14 protein-coding genes are annotated in these 14,562 nt (G+C 71.0%); 5 read left to right on the forward strand and 9 right to left on the reverse strand.

Features of this window, described 5'->3' with window-relative positions; translation table 11 throughout:
- The first annotated feature begins 10 nt into the window (after positions 1 to 10).
- Entirely contained in the window at positions 11 to 871 is an 861-nt protein-coding gene (locus tag ACGFZQ_RS20625) for an esterase/lipase family protein (protein ID WP_393841545.1), read from the forward strand.
- Positions 872 to 1,124: 253 nt separating this feature from the next.
- Positions 1,125 to 1,574: a GNAT family N-acetyltransferase gene (locus tag ACGFZQ_RS20630; protein ID WP_393841546.1), complete on the forward strand. Its 450-nt coding sequence runs from the start codon at positions 1,125 to 1,127 to the stop codon at positions 1,572 to 1,574.
- Between the two features lie 25 nt (positions 1,575 to 1,599).
- On the opposite strand, the gene ACGFZQ_RS20635 is transcribed toward ACGFZQ_RS20630, so the two are convergent.
- On the reverse strand, positions 1,600 to 1,734 hold the full coding sequence (locus ACGFZQ_RS20635) for a hypothetical protein (RefSeq protein WP_089102986.1): 135 nt from the start codon (positions 1,732 to 1,734) through the stop codon (positions 1,600 to 1,602).
- A gap of 141 nt (positions 1,735 to 1,875) precedes the next feature.
- On the opposite strand from ACGFZQ_RS20635, the gene ACGFZQ_RS20640 reads away from it, so the two are divergent.
- On the forward strand, positions 1,876 to 2,490 hold the full coding sequence (locus ACGFZQ_RS20640; protein ID WP_382533671.1) for a class I SAM-dependent methyltransferase: 615 nt from the start codon (positions 1,876 to 1,878) through the stop codon (positions 2,488 to 2,490).
- A 31-nt stretch (positions 2,491 to 2,521) separates the two neighbouring features.
- Here ACGFZQ_RS20640 and ACGFZQ_RS20645 read toward each other — a convergent pair whose 3' ends face one another.
- Both ACGFZQ_RS20645 and ACGFZQ_RS20650 read right to left on the reverse strand, forming a co-directional pair.
- The gene (locus ACGFZQ_RS20645; RefSeq protein WP_393841547.1) at positions 2,522 to 3,022 is read right to left on the reverse strand and encodes a DUF402 domain-containing protein; all 501 of its coding nucleotides are present in this window, start codon (positions 3,020 to 3,022) and stop codon (positions 2,522 to 2,524) included.
- Complete coding sequence (locus tag ACGFZQ_RS20650) at positions 3,003 to 3,932, reverse strand: GNAT family N-acetyltransferase (RefSeq protein WP_393841548.1); 930 nt, start codon at positions 3,930 to 3,932, stop codon at positions 3,003 to 3,005. The genes ACGFZQ_RS20645 and ACGFZQ_RS20650 overlap by 20 nt, the downstream gene beginning before the upstream one ends.
- Before the next feature lie 70 nt (positions 3,933 to 4,002).
- On the opposite strand from ACGFZQ_RS20650, the gene ACGFZQ_RS20655 reads away from it, so the two are divergent.
- A complete protein-coding gene (locus ACGFZQ_RS20655) occupies positions 4,003 to 4,371 on the forward strand; it encodes a GntR family transcriptional regulator (protein WP_351740060.1) in 369 nt (122 codons plus the stop codon).
- Between the two features lie 60 nt (positions 4,372 to 4,431).
- Here the strand turns inward: ACGFZQ_RS20655 and ACGFZQ_RS20660 are convergent, their stop codons facing one another.
- Both ACGFZQ_RS20660 and ACGFZQ_RS20665 read right to left on the reverse strand, forming a co-directional pair.
- Positions 4,432 to 5,202 carry a DUF72 domain-containing protein gene (locus ACGFZQ_RS20660; RefSeq protein WP_393841549.1) on the reverse strand — a complete coding sequence of 257 codons (771 nt, stop codon included), beginning with the start codon at positions 5,200 to 5,202 and terminating at the stop codon, positions 4,432 to 4,434.
- Between the two features lie 15 nt (positions 5,203 to 5,217).
- Positions 5,218 to 6,312, reverse strand: a complete 1,095-nt coding sequence (locus ACGFZQ_RS20665; RefSeq protein ID WP_393841550.1) for a DUF5925 domain-containing protein — start codon at positions 6,310 to 6,312, stop codon at positions 5,218 to 5,220.
- Between the two features lie 175 nt (positions 6,313 to 6,487).
- On the opposite strand from ACGFZQ_RS20665, the gene ACGFZQ_RS20670 reads away from it, so the two are divergent.
- Positions 6,488 to 7,909, forward strand: coding sequence for a xylan 1,4-beta-xylosidase (locus tag ACGFZQ_RS20670; RefSeq protein WP_393841551.1), 1,422 nt, complete (start codon positions 6,488 to 6,490; stop codon positions 7,907 to 7,909).
- A gap of 24 nt (positions 7,910 to 7,933) precedes the next feature.
- Here ACGFZQ_RS20670 and ACGFZQ_RS20675 read toward each other — a convergent pair whose 3' ends face one another.
- Genes ACGFZQ_RS20675 through ACGFZQ_RS20690 form a run of 4 tightly spaced genes read right to left on the reverse strand, consistent with a single transcriptional unit; the run spans position 7,934 to position 14,363 of the window.
- Positions 7,934 to 11,746: a lipopolysaccharide biosynthesis protein gene (locus ACGFZQ_RS20675; RefSeq protein ID WP_393841552.1), complete on the reverse strand. Its 3,813-nt coding sequence runs from the start codon at positions 11,744 to 11,746 to the stop codon at positions 7,934 to 7,936.
- On the reverse strand, positions 11,739 to 12,539 hold the full coding sequence (locus ACGFZQ_RS20680; protein ID WP_393841553.1) for a polysaccharide deacetylase family protein: 801 nt from the start codon (positions 12,537 to 12,539) through the stop codon (positions 11,739 to 11,741). Before ACGFZQ_RS20680 ends, ACGFZQ_RS20675 begins: the two co-directional genes overlap by 8 nt.
- Positions 12,532 to 13,545 (reverse strand): glycosyltransferase family 2 protein, encoded by a 1,014-nt coding sequence (locus ACGFZQ_RS20685; protein ID WP_351740045.1) that lies wholly within the window; start codon positions 13,543 to 13,545, stop codon positions 12,532 to 12,534. Before ACGFZQ_RS20685 ends, ACGFZQ_RS20680 begins: the two co-directional genes overlap by 8 nt.
- Complete coding sequence (locus ACGFZQ_RS20690; RefSeq protein WP_393841554.1) at positions 13,542 to 14,363, reverse strand: glycosyltransferase family 2 protein; 822 nt, start codon at positions 14,361 to 14,363, stop codon at positions 13,542 to 13,544. Before ACGFZQ_RS20690 ends, ACGFZQ_RS20685 begins: the two co-directional genes overlap by 4 nt.
- Positions 14,364 to 14,562: the final 199 nt, after the last annotated feature.

The following is a 14,562-nucleotide window of genomic DNA, read 5'->3' on the forward strand; positions in this document are numbered from 1 at the left end:
AGATCACACGATGCTGCCCTGGAAACGAGTGCTCAGACCCCTGACCGCACTGCTCTTCGCCGCCGCCGTCGCCACCGTCCCCGCCGCCACCGCCCACGCGTCGAGCGCCCCCAGCACCGGCTGGAACGACTACTCCTGCCGCCCCTCCGCCGCCCACCCCCGCCCCGTGATCCTGGTCCACGGCACACTGGGCAACTCCGTCGACAACTGGCTCTCCCTCGCCCCGTACCTGGAGGACCGCGGCTACTGCGTCTTCTCCCTCGACTACGGCCAGCTGTCCGGCGTCCCGCTCTTCTACGGCCTCGGCCCCATCGACAAGTCGGCAGAGCAACTCTCCGCCTACGTCGACAAGGTGCTGAGCGCGACCGGCGCCGCCAAGGCCGACCTCGTGGGCCACTCCCAGGGCGGCATGATGCCCCGCTACTACCTGAAGTTCCTCGGCGGCTCCGCCAAGGTGAACGCCCTCGTCGGCCTCGCCCCCGACAACCACGGCGCCACCATCAGCGGCCTCACCAACCTGCTGCCGTACTTCCCCGGCGCCGCGGACCTGATCAAGGCCAGTACCCCCGGCCTCGCCGACCAGATCCCCGACTCCGCCTTCCTCACCAAGCTCAACGCGGGCGGCGACACCGTCCCCGGCGTGCACTACACGGTCATCGCCACCAAGTACGACGAGGTGGCCACCCCCTGGCGGAGCCAGTACCTGAGCGGCTCCGACGTCCACAACGTCCTGCTCCAGGACCTCTGCTCGCTCGACCTCTCCGAGCACGTGGCGATCGGGCTCTTCGACCGGATCGCCTTCCACGAGGTGGCCAACGCGCTCGACCCGGCACACGCCACCGCCACCAGCTGTGCGTCGGCGTTCAGCTGAGCGGCGCTGCCCAACTGAACGCCGCCGGGGCCTGTCCGGCCTGAGCCGCCGGTCAGGCCCCGGAGTCATACGGGAAACTCCTCAGAACGGTCCTCGGGGCGGGCTCGGTCCCGCCCGGCCGGATCCCGTGGGGGCGATCAGAAAGCTAGCCCCAAGAAACCGTGAAATCGCCTGCTGGGAGGGGGCGAGGGAGATCCTTATGGTCGCCTTAAGGGAGTGCTCAGGCTGAGCTGAGGAAGCTAGCGTTCCCGCCATGGCGAACGACGAGATCCGGCCCGCCCGGGCCGCCGACGTACCGGCCGTGAAGGCCGTGACGGACATGGCGTACCACCACTACATCGCGCGCATAGGGGTGGTGCCGCAGCCCATGGAGGCGGACCACACGGCGAATGTGGCCGCGGGCAGGGTGTTCGTCGCCGGGGAGCCGGTGATCGGGCTCGTCGTCATCGAGGCCCACGACGACCATCTGTTCCTCGACAGCATCGCCGTCCGCCCCGACGCGCGCGGGCAGGGGGTGGGACGGCGGCTGCTGGAGTTCGTGGACGCACGCGCGCGTGCGCTCGGCCTGCCCGAGGCCAGGCTCTATACGAACGCGCTGATGTGGGAGAACCAGGAGCTCTACCCGAAGTACGGCTACGAGGTCGTCGGGCGGCGCGTGGACGGGCCGTACGACCGCGTCCACTACCGCAAGCGGCTGGGCTGAAGAACGCGCGGGGGGACCGGCGCGGTCAGCCGTCCGGCCACCAGGTGCGTGCGATGTCCTTGCGCACCTCAGGGCGTCCGGCGGGGCGCTCGTCGGCCTCCTCGCGGATCCGGCGGCTGTCCGTCCTCTTCAGGGGCTTCTGCACGGTTGTGCGGCGCATGGCTGCCTCCTTCAGTGCCTACCGAGATCCGTGGTGTCACGGAGGTAGACCCTTTGGGCGAGAGTTCCTCATCGGTGCGGGGTCTGTCAGTGGTCGCTGTCACACGGACCGAGTGTCAGTGGCAGGTGTCACGCTGGGGGCATGACGAACGAGAGTGACCGGACTGTTGCGGTGAGTGTCGACTGGGATGCGCAGGCCGCCACCTTCGACGCCGAGCCGGATCATGGGCTGGGCTCGCCCGAGGTGCGCGCGGCCTGGGCGGAGCGGCTCCGGACGTGGCTGCCCGGACGCCCCGCCGACCTCCTCGACCTCGGCTGCGGCACCGGCAGCCTGGCCCTCCTCGCCGCCGAGCAGGGCCATCACGTCACCGGGGTCGACAGCTCCCCGGCGATGGTGGAGCGGGCCCGCGCCAAGCTCGCCGGCCGTGACGCGGTGTTCCTCCTCGGCGACGCGGCGGCACCGCCGGTGGGTGAGCGGCTCTTCGACACCGTGCTCGTACGGCATGTGCTGTGGGCGCTGCCCGACCCCGCACGTGTGCTGCGGCACTGGCGCGGCCTCCTGCGCCCCGGTGGGCGGTTCGTGCTGGTGGAGGGGGTGTGGGGGACCGTGACCCCGGTCGGCATACCCGCCGACCGGCTCACCGGCCTCCTGGCGCCGCTCGCCGCGGACGTGCGGGTGGAGCGGCTGTCGGCGCGGGCGGTGCTGTGGGGCAAGGAGGTGGACGACGAGCGGTACGCGGTGGTGGCGACGGTGTGAGGGGGTGCCTCAGGACATGCGAGGGGACGCCTCAGGACAGCAGGGCGGTGAAGTCCGGCTCGCGGGCCAGCGTCTCCAGCGTGTCGAGCGCGGCGACGGCGGCCGCGGCGGCCTCCGGGTCCCGCGCCGCCAGCCCGCTCTCGGCGAACTCGTCCTCGTCCAGCCGGCGGACGTCCGTGCCGTCGGCGGACCGCCACAGGTCCAGGTCGAGGTCCTCGACGACCAGCTCGCCGCCGGTGAGCGTCGCCGGACGGGTGACGTCGCAGTACCAGCCCTTCAGCGTGCCGTCGGCGGCGCGGACCTCCTTGACCGCGTACCAGCGGTCGCGCCAGTAGAACTCGGTGAAGACATCGCCCTGTTCGAAGCGGACGAAGCCGAAGTCGCGGGCCACGTCACCGGTCCACGGCGCGCGTACGGCGATCCGGGTGCCGTCGTCGTGCAACAGCTCGGCGGGGTAACGGATCTTCGTGCGGCCCGCCTTGACCAGGACGACGTCCACCGTGGCCGTCGGCTCAGCCGAGTTCGCGGACATATCTGACCTCCGTCGCGCAGATGTCGTACCCGAACCACTTGTTGATCGCCAGCATCGGGCCGTTGCCGCTGTCGTTGCCTGTGAACGCCTCCGTGCAGCCGGCGGCGCGGGCGCGGTGCAGGGAGTCGTTCTTGGCGAGCTTGGCCAGGCCCCGGCCGCGGAAGGCACGGGCCGTGCCGGTCATGACGGTGCCATAGCGGGTGCCGCCGTCGGTGCGCGCCGCGCTGAACGCCGCCGGGCGGCCGTCCACCAGGACGACCGAGGTCAGCTGGTGGCTGAACAGCGGATGCCGCCAGGTCCCGTCCAGCCAGGCCTCGTAGTCGGCGAACTCGGTGTCGATGTCGCTGGGTTCGTCCAGTGTCGTCTCCGCGTCGAGGGCGAAGAGCGGGCGCGGGTCGTCGGCGAAGTCGGCGGCCGTACGGAGCTCGACGCCCGGGGGCGGGGTCCGGAGCGGGGGGAGTGTGCCGTGCGCGAGGTCGAGGCGGAGGAAGTGGGCGGAGCGGCTCGCCGTGTAACCGCGGTGCTCGGCGAAGGCCCGGTGGGACGGGGCGTCCAGCACCCAGGCGTACGACGTGGTCGCGCCGGCGTCCGACAGGTGCGACTCCGCCGTACGGACGAGGAGGGTGCCGGCGCCCCGGCCGGTGCGCTCCGGATGTACGTACACGTTGGCGAAGCCCTGGCCCGGCTCGGGGCTCTCGTGGGCGAGGCCGACCTGGGCCGTGCCGATGATCTCACCGTCCTCCTCCGCGATCAGCTGGCGGAAGCGGGCGTCGGGGTGGGTGTGCGTCAGGTCGTGGACCAGGGACTCCGGGGTGAACAGCATGTAGGGGAGGGCCAGCTGCCGGACCAGGGCGAAGCCTTCGGCATCCGACCGGGCGTCGGGGCGCAGATCGCGCACGATCACTGTCATGGGGCGCACGCTATGCGGGGGCGAGTGCGGGATGCCTCTCATTTTCCGGCGGATACGGGAGAATCGGGCCGTGACTCTGAAGATCCACATTGATGACAGCGCGCCGCCGTACGAGCAGGTGAGGGCGCAGATTTCCGAGCAGGCGCGGGGCGGGGTGCTGCCGGTGGGGTACCGGCTGCCGACGGTGCGGGGGCTGGCCGAGTCGCTGGGGCTGGCCGTGAACACGGTGGCCAAGGCGTATCGGGCGCTGGAGACGGACGGGGTGATCGAGACGCGGGGGCGCAACGGAACGTTCGTCGCCGCCGCCGGGTCGGCCGCCGAGCGCGAGGCGTCGTCGGCCGCACAGGCGTACGCGGAGCGGGTGCGCCGGCTGGGGCTGGGGGAGAAGGAGGCGCTGGCCGCGGTGCGGGACGCCCTGCGGGCGGCTTATGGGGGGTAGGGGGTCTCGGGCCTCGACTGAGCAGGGCGGCGAGGGAGAAAGAAGCGGCGGGGAAGGTGGTCAACCGCTGGTAGTCGGCTGTGGTGTTCGTGTCACCGGGAGTCCCGCCCGCTCCGCGACCCTCGCGAACGCCGCCGCGTCCCTGACCGCCGCTCCGCCCGGGTCGTTGTTGAAGTACGTGTAGATGTCGGCCTTCTTGGGATACGCCGTGGCGATGCGGTCGGCCCAGGTTTCCAGGGAACGGCGGCCGTAGCGGGGCCAGGGAGCGGCCCGGCCCTCGTGGAAGCGGACGTAGGCCCAGTCGGTGGTGCGCCACAGGGGGGCCATGGGGCGGGCCTGGATGTCGGACCAGCACAGGGCCGCGCCCCGGCGCTCCAGGACCTCGCGGGTCTCCCGCGTCCACCAGGAGTCATGGCGGGGTTCCACCGCCACCCTCGTACCGCGCGGGAAGCACGCCAGGCAGGCGTCCAGCAGGGCCGGGTCGGTCTTGAGGGTCGGCGGGAGCTGGAGGAGGACCGGACCCAGCCGGTCGCCGAGGCCCGCCGCGTGGGTCATCAGGCGGTCGACCGGCTCGGCGGGATCCTTCAGGCGTCTGATGTGCGTGAGATAGCGGCTCGCCTTGACCGCGATCACGAAGTCCGCGGGGACCCGGTCCCGCCAGGACGCGAAGTTCTCGCGGCTCGGCAGACGGTAGAACGCGTTGTTCAGCTCGACGGTCGCGAAGTGCGCCGCGTACTCCTCCAGCCACCGGCGCATGGGCACGTCGGCCGGGTACAGGACGTTCCGCCAGTCCTTGTACTGCCAGCCCGAGGTCCCGACGAACAGGGGCATACCCCCATCAAAGCACTACAGGTACAGCCCCGCGTCCGCGTCCTCCCGTGCGCCCGGTACCGAGGTCGGCGCCGTGCCCCGGCGCAGTGCGTACAGCTCCGCCAGGGTCGCTCCCTCGCGGCCCACGCCCTCTTCCGCGCCGAGCCAGTTCACCGCCTCGGGGCGGGTCAGCTGGCCCACCTCGATACGGGCGAGGCAGCGGCCGGGGCGGACCACGGCGGGGTGCAGGCGCTCCAGGTCCTCGTTGGTGGTGACGCCCACCAGGACGTTCCGGCCCTGGCCGAGCAGACCGTCGGTGAGGTTCAGCAGCCTCGACAGGGCCTGGCCCGCCGTGTGCTTGGCCTCGCCGCGGATCAGCTCGTCGCAGTCCTCGAGCAGGAGCAGCCGCCAGCGGCCCTTGCCGGCGCCGTCCTCCTCGCCGATCGCGATGTCCATCAGATAGCCGACGTCGGAGAAGAGCCGTTCGGGGTCGAGGACGCAGTCCACCTGGCACCAGTCCCGCCAGGAACGGGCCAGCGTGCGCAGGGCGGAGGTCTTGCCGGTGCCCGGCGGCCCGTGCAGCAGCAGGAGACGGCCGGCGATGTCCTCGGGTGTCGTCTTCATCAGACGGTCCATCGCGTCCGCCACCGGTGCCGTGTAGTTGGCGCGGACCTCGTCCCAGGTGCCGGCGGAGATCTGCCGGGTGGTGCGGTGCGGGCCGCGCCTGGGGGAGACGTACCAGAACCCCATGGTCACGTTGTCCGGCTGGGGCTCCGGCTCGTCCGCCGCGCCGTCCGTCGTCTCGTTCAGCACCTTCGCGGCCAGTTCGGCGGTGGTCGCGGTGACGGTGACGTCCGCGCCCCGGTTCCAGCGGGAGACCAGCAGCGTCCAGCCGTCGCCCTCCGCCAGCGTCGCGCTGCGGTCGTCGTCGCGGGCCACCCGCAGCACCCGCGCCTCCTTCGGCAGCAGGGTCGCCCCGGTGCGCACCCGGTCGATGTTGGCCGCGTGCGAGTACGGCTGCTCGCCCGTCGCGAAGCGGCCGAGGAACAGCGCGTCGACGACGTCGGACGGTGAGTCGGAGTCGTCGACGTTGAGCCGGATCGGCAGCGACTCGTGCGGCTTGGCAGACATGCCGCCATGATCCGACACCGGGGCCCGCCGCGCACCCGTTTTCCGAAGTGGGCGCAGAGTGTCGGGTGTGCGCCGAGCTTCCGGAGTATCCGGAGTGCCCCCCTGGCCCTGTTACACAGCTGTCGATCCCCGATACCTGCCCCCGGGGCGATTTCCGCCATTACTGTTGTCCTTGATGGGACGTCATGAGTGGAATTCGGGGGCTCGGCGGTGGCGGCTCACCGCCCTGCTCGGTGTGGGCGTGGCCGCTCTCGCCCTGATCGTGACACTGATCAACACGCTGCCCGGGGGCGGCGGCACCGCGGGCACGACCCGCGACGGCGACAAGGTGCACGGCACGCCGGCCACCCCGCCGGAGACGACGAAGCCATACGTGGGCTGGGGCTTCACCCACACCCAGTACAGCGCCGACGAGGGCAGTGCGGCCGCCACCGACCGGGTCGAGAACCTGCTTTCCGAGGACGGCGGGCTGCCCCAGGACCAGGCCGTCATGGGCTGGGGCGCCGACAACCCCGAGCCGGTGAAGGGCCGTTACGACTTCGGTGCCCTGGACCGCCGGGTCGACTTCATGCGCAGGTCGGGCGGCACCCCGGTGATCACCCTGTGCTGCTCGCCGGACTGGATGAAGGGCGGCAAGGCCGGTGTGAACAACACCGACTGGAGCCAGGCCGCCCTGGAGACCGCCCCCACCCCCGACCACTACCAGGACTACGCGAACCTCGCCGCGACCGTCGCCAGGCGCTATCCGGACGTACGGCACTTCCTCGTCTGGAACGAGTTCAAGGGCTTCTGGAACAACGACGAGGCCCGTTGGGACTACGAGGGCTACACCCGGCTCTACAACCTCGTCTACAAGGCGTTGAAGGCCGTGAACAAGGACATCATGGTCGGCGGGCCGTATCTCGTCATGGACAGCTTCGACCCGCGCCAGACCGAGAACGCCTCACCTACCCTCAAGGGCGCCTGGGGCGTGATGGACCAGCGGGTCATCGACGCCTTCGACTACTGGAACACCCACAAGGCGGGCGCGGACTTCGTGGTCGTCGACGGGTCCAGCTACACCAACGACGACGACCTGCTGCCGAACGAGTTCGCGGCCACGGACAAGCTGACGTACGTGAGCGAGTGGGTGCGGAAGCAGACCCATGACCTGCCGCTGTGGTGGGCCGAGTACTACGTCGAGCCCGCCGACGGCAGCGACGAACGCGACGGCTGGACCGAACCGCACCGGGTCGCCGTCCAGGCCGCCGGCATGATCGCCATGGTCAGGGGCGGCGCCGACTCCGGCTTCTACTGGAACCCGGAGGACGAGAAGGGCGGCGACTGCGCCGGCTGTCTGTGGACCACGACCGACAGCGCCGACGGGGGACGGCGACTCCCCATGTACGGCCTGGTGTCGAGGTTCGGGAAGGCGTTCCCGCCGGGGACCCGGTACGAGACCGTCTCCGTCGCCGAGGACGACGCGCCCAACGTGCGTGTCCTCGCCAGCGACAGGACCGTGCTCGTCGTCAACACCCTCGGCCGGACGATCAGCGCGCAGGTGGACGGGAAGCGGTTCGACCTGAAGGGGTACGAGGTGAAGTGGCTCACCAGGTGAGCCTGGTGAGCCACTTCGACCCGCCTACTTGAGCGTCAGGAACCGCTGCGCCAGCGACGCCAGCAGCACCGCGAGCAGGGGCAGCGAGAACCAGAAGCTGCCCTGCAGCCACCGCAGTTGACGTACCCCCGGCCGGACCGCGACCCGGACCACCTCGCGTGCCGTCAGCAGCAGGATCAGGGCCGCGGCGGCGAGACCGCCGACCACCGACCACGGCGTCCAGGTGATCCGCGGCCCGATCGGCCCCGGATCCGGACTCTCCACCGCGCCCGCGGGCTGCGTCCGCAGCCTGTACATGGTCACGTCGTCGTTGACCAGGACCTTCGTCAGATCCTGCCGGTCGTCCAGGTTCTGGATCAGCCGGCTCTCCCAGGTCGCCGAGTAACCGGCGTCCATCTGGAGATAGACGACCTGACTCCTGTTGATCATCAGATACGAGTTCGGGCCGGCGTCCTTGAGCGCCTTGACCAGGCTCGACACCAGCACCGGGTCGGTCGGCGCCAGCGTCGGCACGTAGTCGACCCGCTCCATGTCCTTCGCGCCCCACGGAATCGCCGGGGTCACGTCGTTGACGGTGTCGTTGCTCAGCCACAGCAGCCGTGCCGTCGGCTTGTCATGGGCGTAGACGTAGTCCATGGCGGCGACCTCGCCGGGCCGGACCCGCTCGAAGGACTCGTTGCCCCAACGCGCCACCAGGAAGCCGCCCATGAGCAGCAACCCGGCCATGAGCGCGGCCACCGGCGCCAGGCTGACCTTGTCCTTCTCCCGCTCCTTCGCCGTGGCGCCGGTGCGCGGGAACAGGGCGAGAGCCGCCAGCAGGGCCGCGCCCGGCAGGGCGAACATGAAGACCCGCAGCGCCATCTCGCCGCCGTACGACTGCATGCCGAAGCCCAGGAACGGGACGAAGGTCAGGACCAGCAGGGACCGCTCGCGGTACCTGTGGAAGCGGCGGCGCCACCAGCCCCAGACGGCGAAGGCCATCATGCTGCCGGCCAGCAGGACCCGGACGTACAGGACCAGCTTGTGGGTCGAACTGCCGCCCTGGATACGGCCGGAGACCGAGGTCGAGACATTGCTGCCGACCCCGCCGACCCCGCCGAACAGGTCGTTGAAGTGCCCGGACCAGTACGGCTCGGCCATGAAGCCCAGCCAGACCGCCGCGACCACCCCGAACAGGATGGGCAGGCCCCGCAGTTCGGACCTGCCGATCAGGACCAGGGCCGCCAGCACACCCAGCATCACGAACGGGGTGAGCTGGTGCGCCGGGACGGTCGCCGCGTACAGGCCGACCAGCACCACGAGCAGCACGGCCTGTTGGCGCCGGTCCGTCGGCTCGACCTCGGCCTCGCCCGGCCGGAACTTCGTCCATATGACGTGCGGGGCGCGGAACCAGACGAGCAGGATCGCCACGAACATCAGGTAGAGGAGGTACGTGAAGCCCTGCGGGGAGAAGTAGTCCTGGCCGACCCAGCCGCACAGCACGAAGATCCAGATGCCGGTCCACTTCGCCCGCCAGCTCGCCCGCAGCGATCGTACGAGCAGGAACATCGGAGCCAGATAGGCGAGTTGGACGAACGTCGGCCACCAGCGGATGACCTCGGTGAAGTCCGTGACCCCGCACGCCCGGCCGATGAAGGCAGCCGCCGCGAAGAAGCCCGGCCAGCTCCAGCGGGCGTCCAGGTCGGGTACGGCCGACCCGGTGCGGTCGATGTAGTCGATGAACCCGAGGTGCTGCCAGGCGGTCGGGAAGCGCGGTTCCGTCTCGATCACGGCGGGCAGGGCGTGCAGTGACACGACCGTCGCCAGCAGCGTGACCAGCAACAGCGCCTTGTGCTCCCGGCCCAGCCAGAGCAGCGCGGCGAACACCGTGATCAGCAGCGCCGCCCCGACCAGCGTCGGCAGCGGCAGCACCGAGATCAGCCCGAGCCCGCCCATCCGGTCCAGGTCGGCGTCGTCGAGCCGGGCGGCCGGCACCCAGTAGAGCAGGAGGGCGGCGATCAGGAGACAGCCGAGGACGACTCCCTGGCGGGTCGGGACCAGCCGCGCCCGCAGCGACAGCGCGGGCTTTGCCGCCGGTTCCTCCGCAGGCTCGGCCGGCACCGGTTCTTCCTCCGGTACGACCGCCTCCCCGAACGGGGCGTCGACCTCCGCCTCCTTCAGCAGTGAGGCCTCGGCCGGCCCGAGCGAGGCCTCCGCGCCCGGCTCCCTCGCCTCCACCGGCAGCCCCAGGTTCCGCGGTGGCCGCAGCGCCCGGGTGGGCCGGTCGTCCGGGAGGACGACGGGCGTGCCCGTGGGCGGGGTTCCGGGCCCCGGGCGGACGTCCGGCCGCCGCTCCACGTGGTCGAAGTCCACATGGATGCCGAGGGCGAGCGTGTCGGTGTCCAGCGCCCAGGCCGGGCCCCGCCTGCGCGGTGCCGTAGTGGTGGCCGGGGCCTCGCGGGCCCCCAGGTCGGCGAGGTCCCCGTCCGGTGCCGCGTCCTCCGGGACGTCGGCCGGGGCCGCCCGGAGCGTCCGCCACAGCTTGGGCGCCGCGATCGTCACGATCACCGCGAGGCTGGAGATCTCGGCCACGCCCGCGCCGGTCAGCCCCATCCGGGGCAGGAGCAGCAGGGTCAGGCCGAGCACCAGCACACACAGCAGGCCCTGCAGCCAGGCCAGTCCGGCCGTGCGGCTCTGGGCGCGCAGCACCGCGAAGTACGTCTCCATCACGACCCTGAGCAGCGCGCCGACCGCGAACCAGCGCAGCAGCGGGGTCGCGGCGTCCGCATAGCCCGCGCCGAACACGCCGAGGATCCAGGGCGCCCCGAAGAACAGCAGCGCGCAGATGGGGATCATGATCCGGGCCATCCGCTTCAGCGCGGCCCGGGTGTTGCCGGCCAGCCGGGCCGGGTCGTGCGAGCCCTCGACGGTCAGCGAGGCGCCCATGTTGATGGCGAGCAGGTTGGTGGTACCGCCGATGGTGGTGGTGATGTAGAAGTACGCGTTGTCCTCGGAGCTGACCTGCGAAGCGATGATCACCGGGATCAGGTAGACCACGGCGAGGGAGAACAGCGAACCGGTGTAGTCGCCGGCCAGGAACCTGCCGATCTCCTTCAGGGTGGGCGGCTTGGCGTGTTTCTCGGTCGCCTTGATGTGCCGGGGCACCAGGCGCCGGAACACCAGCCAGCCCAGTGGTACGACCGAGGTGGCGATGGCGGCGACCCAGGAGACGAAGACGCCGGTCAGCGGGATCGCCACCGAGAAGGCGACCAGCAGGCCCAGTTTGACCGCCGAGAACACGGTGTTGCCCACCGGCACCCAGGGCGCGTTGCGCAGTCCGGTCAGCACGCCGTCCTGGAGCGTGAGCACGTTCCAGGCGATCACCGCCACGACGAACCCGAGCCCGTTGACCGGCCCGTGCAGGAAGCGGTACGACGGCCCCCACACCCCGAGCGTCATGAGGAAGACGCCGGCCGCCATCGCCACGATCAGCGAACTGCCCGCGTAGGTACGGAAGATGAGCTGTCCGGTACGGCGTCCGGCCACCGGGATGAAGCGGGCCAGCGCGCCGGTCAGGGTGACCGCGGTCAGCCCGGCGAGGAACTTCATGGCGGCGATCGCGGCGGAGCCCTGGCCGACCGCCGACTCGGAGTAGTAGCGGGCCGCCGCCAGCCAGAAGCCCAGGCCCAGCACGGCGGAGATGCCGGTGTTGAGCATGAGCGCGTAGGCGTTCCGGAAGAGCGGGCTGCCGCCGGACGAGCTGCCTCTGCCGGGCAGCCGAAGGCGGCGCCCCGACTGCTCGGGCGCCGCGGTGTCGTGGGTCGTGGCCTCGGTTGTGGTGGTCGTCGTGTCAGACACGGGAACGGATGGCCTTCCGGCGGACCTGGCGGGCTCTGCGGAGAACGGCGTACCCCTTGGTGAGGGCACGGTCCCTGGCGAAGTTGCGGGCGATCGCACGGCCTTCGAGCAGCTGTGCGAACTCCGTGGCGTCCGTGCTGCGGCGTACGGTGATGCGGTGCAGCGCGTACGGACCCTGGCGGCGACGGGCGAGGCCGTTCTCGACGGCGAGCGCCTGGGCGTACCCGGTGTCCCGCACGGCCTGCCGGACCCGGCGGCTGGAGTAGCCGTACGGGTAGGCGAACGAGGCCGGATCGGTGCCCAGTTGCTCGGTGACGATCTCCCGGCACCGCACCAGCTCCTCGCGCAGCCGGTCGTCGGCCAGCTGGTCGAGCTGCGGATGGGTGTGGCTGTGCCCGCCGATCTCGCAGCCGGCGTCGGCGAGTTCGCGCACCTGGTCCCAGTCGAGCATGGCGTCCAGGCCGCCTCCGGTGTCGTACGCGCCCCTGATCCAGCCCGTCGAGACGAACAGGGTGGACGCGAAACCGTGCTTGGCGAGGACGGGCAGCGCGTGCCGGTGCACGCCCTCGTAGCCGTCGTCGAAGGTGATCAGGACGGGCCGGTCGGGGAGCGGGCCGCCGGATCGCCAGCCTCCGGCCAGGTCGGCCGTGCTGACGGGGGTCAGGCCCAGGTCGCCGATGAGCGCCATCTGCTCGGCGAACGCCTCCGGGGCCACCGACAGCGCGCGGGTGGCCTCGTTCGGCGCGGTCGCGACCGAGTGGTACATGAGGATCGGCACCGGCGCCTCAGTCATGACGTCCCCCTTCCGCTCCGGCCATGAGGTCCCCCTCGATCGCGGCGACGGTGAAGGTCGCCCCGCCGCGCCGGGCCCGCACGCTTCCCACCACGTAGCCGCCCGCCGCCGTCAGTACCCCGGTGACGATCGCCCCGGCCCGGCCGGCGCCCCCCGGCCGGGCCAGCAGTGCGTCCCGCAGGCCACGAGCGACCCCCGCGGGCAGCACACGTGTGGTGTACCGGCGTTCGGACTCGAGTCCCTTGCCGGCACCCACACTCCGGGCGACCAGGGCCTTGGAGAGACCCTCGGCGTAGGCGCGGGTGCGGAAGTAGCCGAAGTGCTCACGGGCCCGCGGCACCCGGTGGTGGATCACCGCGCGGTCGTCGATGAGCAGCACGGCGTCCGGGCGGGCCCGGCTGAGCCGGATGCACAGCTCGGTCTCCTCGCAGCCCAGCGGGCGCTTGTCGCCGTCGCGTCCGATGCCGGTGGCGAAGCCGCCCGCCGCGTCGAAGGCGGTACGCCGGAAAGAAGCGTTTCCGCCGAGGACGTTCCGGACCCGGACCCGGCCCGCCGGCAGCCCCCGGTAGGTGCAGCCGACCACCCAGTCGAACTCCTCCGGGAACCAGTGCGGGCGGCGGCCGGAGGCCCAGACGGGCATGGTCCGGCCGCCGACCGCCATCACCTTCGGGTCGGCGTACCCCTCGGCGAAGCGGCGCAGCCAGTCCCGTTCGGCCACGGCGTCGTCGTCGAGGAAGGCGATCACCTCGCCGTAGGAGCAGGCGATACCGGTGTTGCGGCCCGCGGACAGGCCGCGGGGGCCCGCGTTGGCGAGCACCCGCACCTGAGCGGCCTCTTTGTACTCCTTCGTGAGCCGTTCCAGGAGCACCGGGTTGTGGTCGACGACCAGCAGGGTCTCCAGCGCCGGATACGACTGGGCGCGCACCGAGGAGACCGCCGCGAGGATGTCCTCCCAGCGGTCCTCGGTGTACACGCAGATCACGACGGAGATGTCGGGATCGCTCAAGACGACTCTCCCCGGCCCGTGGTGAGCATCGGGGAGTGCCGCACCCGCCGGCGCAGCGCACGCCGGTTGGAGCGCTCCCCGAGGATCACCTTGAGGACCCGGAACCCGTCCCGCACGGCGCGCAGGTTGCTGGTGCCGTGGATGCGGAGGTACTCGTGGCTGGGTATCTCCTGGACCTTCAGACCCGCCTTGACCACCCGGACGTTGATCAGGGTCTCGATCTCGAAGCCGGTGCAGTCGAGGTCGATCTTGTCGAGGCAGTGCCGCCAGAAGGCGTTGTACCCGTAGCAGAGGTCGGTGTAGCGGGCGCCGAACTTGCGGTTGACGATCGTGCACAGCGCCCAGTTGCCGAGCTTGCGGATGAAGGTCATGTCGTCCGTGCCGCCGCCGTTGGCGAATCGTGAGCCCTTGGCGAAGTCGGCGCCCGAGACCAGGGCGGAGACGTACGACACGATCTCGTGGCCGTCGGCCGAGCCGTCCGCGTCCACCATGACGATGATGTCGCCGGTGCACGCCTCGAACCCGGTGATCAGGGCATCCCCCTTGCCCTTGCCGCTCTGTTCGACGACTTTCACGCCGGGCCACAACTCGCGGGCCACTTCCACGGTGTCGTCGGTGGAATTGCCGTCCACAAGAACCACTTCGTGTATCCAGCCGGGAAGTGTCTTGAAGACGTAGGGGAGATTCTCCGCCTCATTCATGGCGGGGATCACCACGCTCACCGGCGGTGTGATCGCCAGGTGAGAGGAGATCGGTCGGTATTCGGCAGCCATTAACGGATCTTGGTCCGAGGCCGGCTGGCGCAGAACAGAACTCATGAGTCTTGTCCCTCTCGTCCGGTGGACCGCCCGCCCCTGGGCGGCCCGCTTCTGTGTCCGGTTCGAAAGGGGGGTTCTCACCCGTGGCACGGAAAACGGGTCTCCGTATCCGCAGGTGAGCTGGCAAAGCTGGCCGGTCTGCCGGAAAACGGCACCCGGTCGCGCGGCACGGCTCGGAAACAACAGTGGTCACACTCGA

Origin of the sequence: Streptomyces sp. NPDC048254, assembly GCF_043201895.1 — a bacterium.
Taxonomy (GTDB): domain Bacteria; phylum Actinomycetota; class Actinomycetes; order Streptomycetales; family Streptomycetaceae; genus Streptomyces.

What these genes read in the sequence shown, in the direction of transcription:
- ACGFZQ_RS20625 (WP_393841545.1), top strand. Translation starts at nt 11, where the DNA reads ATGCTGCCCTGGAAACGAGTGCTCAGACCCCTGACCGCACTGCTCTTC.
- ACGFZQ_RS20630 (WP_393841546.1), top strand. Translation starts at nt 1,125, where the DNA reads ATGGCGAACGACGAGATCCGGCCCGCCCGGGCCGCCGACGTACCGGCC.
- ACGFZQ_RS20635 (WP_089102986.1), bottom strand. Translation starts at nt 1,734, where the DNA reads ATGCGCCGCACAACCGTGCAGAAGCCCCTGAAGAGGACGGACAGCCGC.
- ACGFZQ_RS20640 (WP_382533671.1), top strand. Translation starts at nt 1,876, where the DNA reads ATGACGAACGAGAGTGACCGGACTGTTGCGGTGAGTGTCGACTGGGAT.
- ACGFZQ_RS20645 (WP_393841547.1), bottom strand. Translation starts at nt 3,022, where the DNA reads ATGTCCGCGAACTCGGCTGAGCCGACGGCCACGGTGGACGTCGTCCTG.
- ACGFZQ_RS20650 (WP_393841548.1), bottom strand. Translation starts at nt 3,932, where the DNA reads ATGACAGTGATCGTGCGCGATCTGCGCCCCGACGCCCGGTCGGATGCC.
- ACGFZQ_RS20660 (WP_393841549.1), bottom strand. Translation starts at nt 5,202, where the DNA reads ATGCCCCTGTTCGTCGGGACCTCGGGCTGGCAGTACAAGGACTGGCGG.
- ACGFZQ_RS20665 (WP_393841550.1), bottom strand. Translation starts at nt 6,312, where the DNA reads ATGTCTGCCAAGCCGCACGAGTCGCTGCCGATCCGGCTCAACGTCGAC.
- ACGFZQ_RS20670 (WP_393841551.1), top strand. Translation starts at nt 6,488, where the DNA reads ATGGGACGTCATGAGTGGAATTCGGGGGCTCGGCGGTGGCGGCTCACC.
- ACGFZQ_RS20680 (WP_393841553.1), bottom strand. Translation starts at nt 12,539, where the DNA reads ATGACTGAGGCGCCGGTGCCGATCCTCATGTACCACTCGGTCGCGACC.
- ACGFZQ_RS20690 (WP_393841554.1), bottom strand. Translation starts at nt 14,363, where the DNA reads ATGAGTTCTGTTCTGCGCCAGCCGGCCTCGGACCAAGATCCGTTAATG.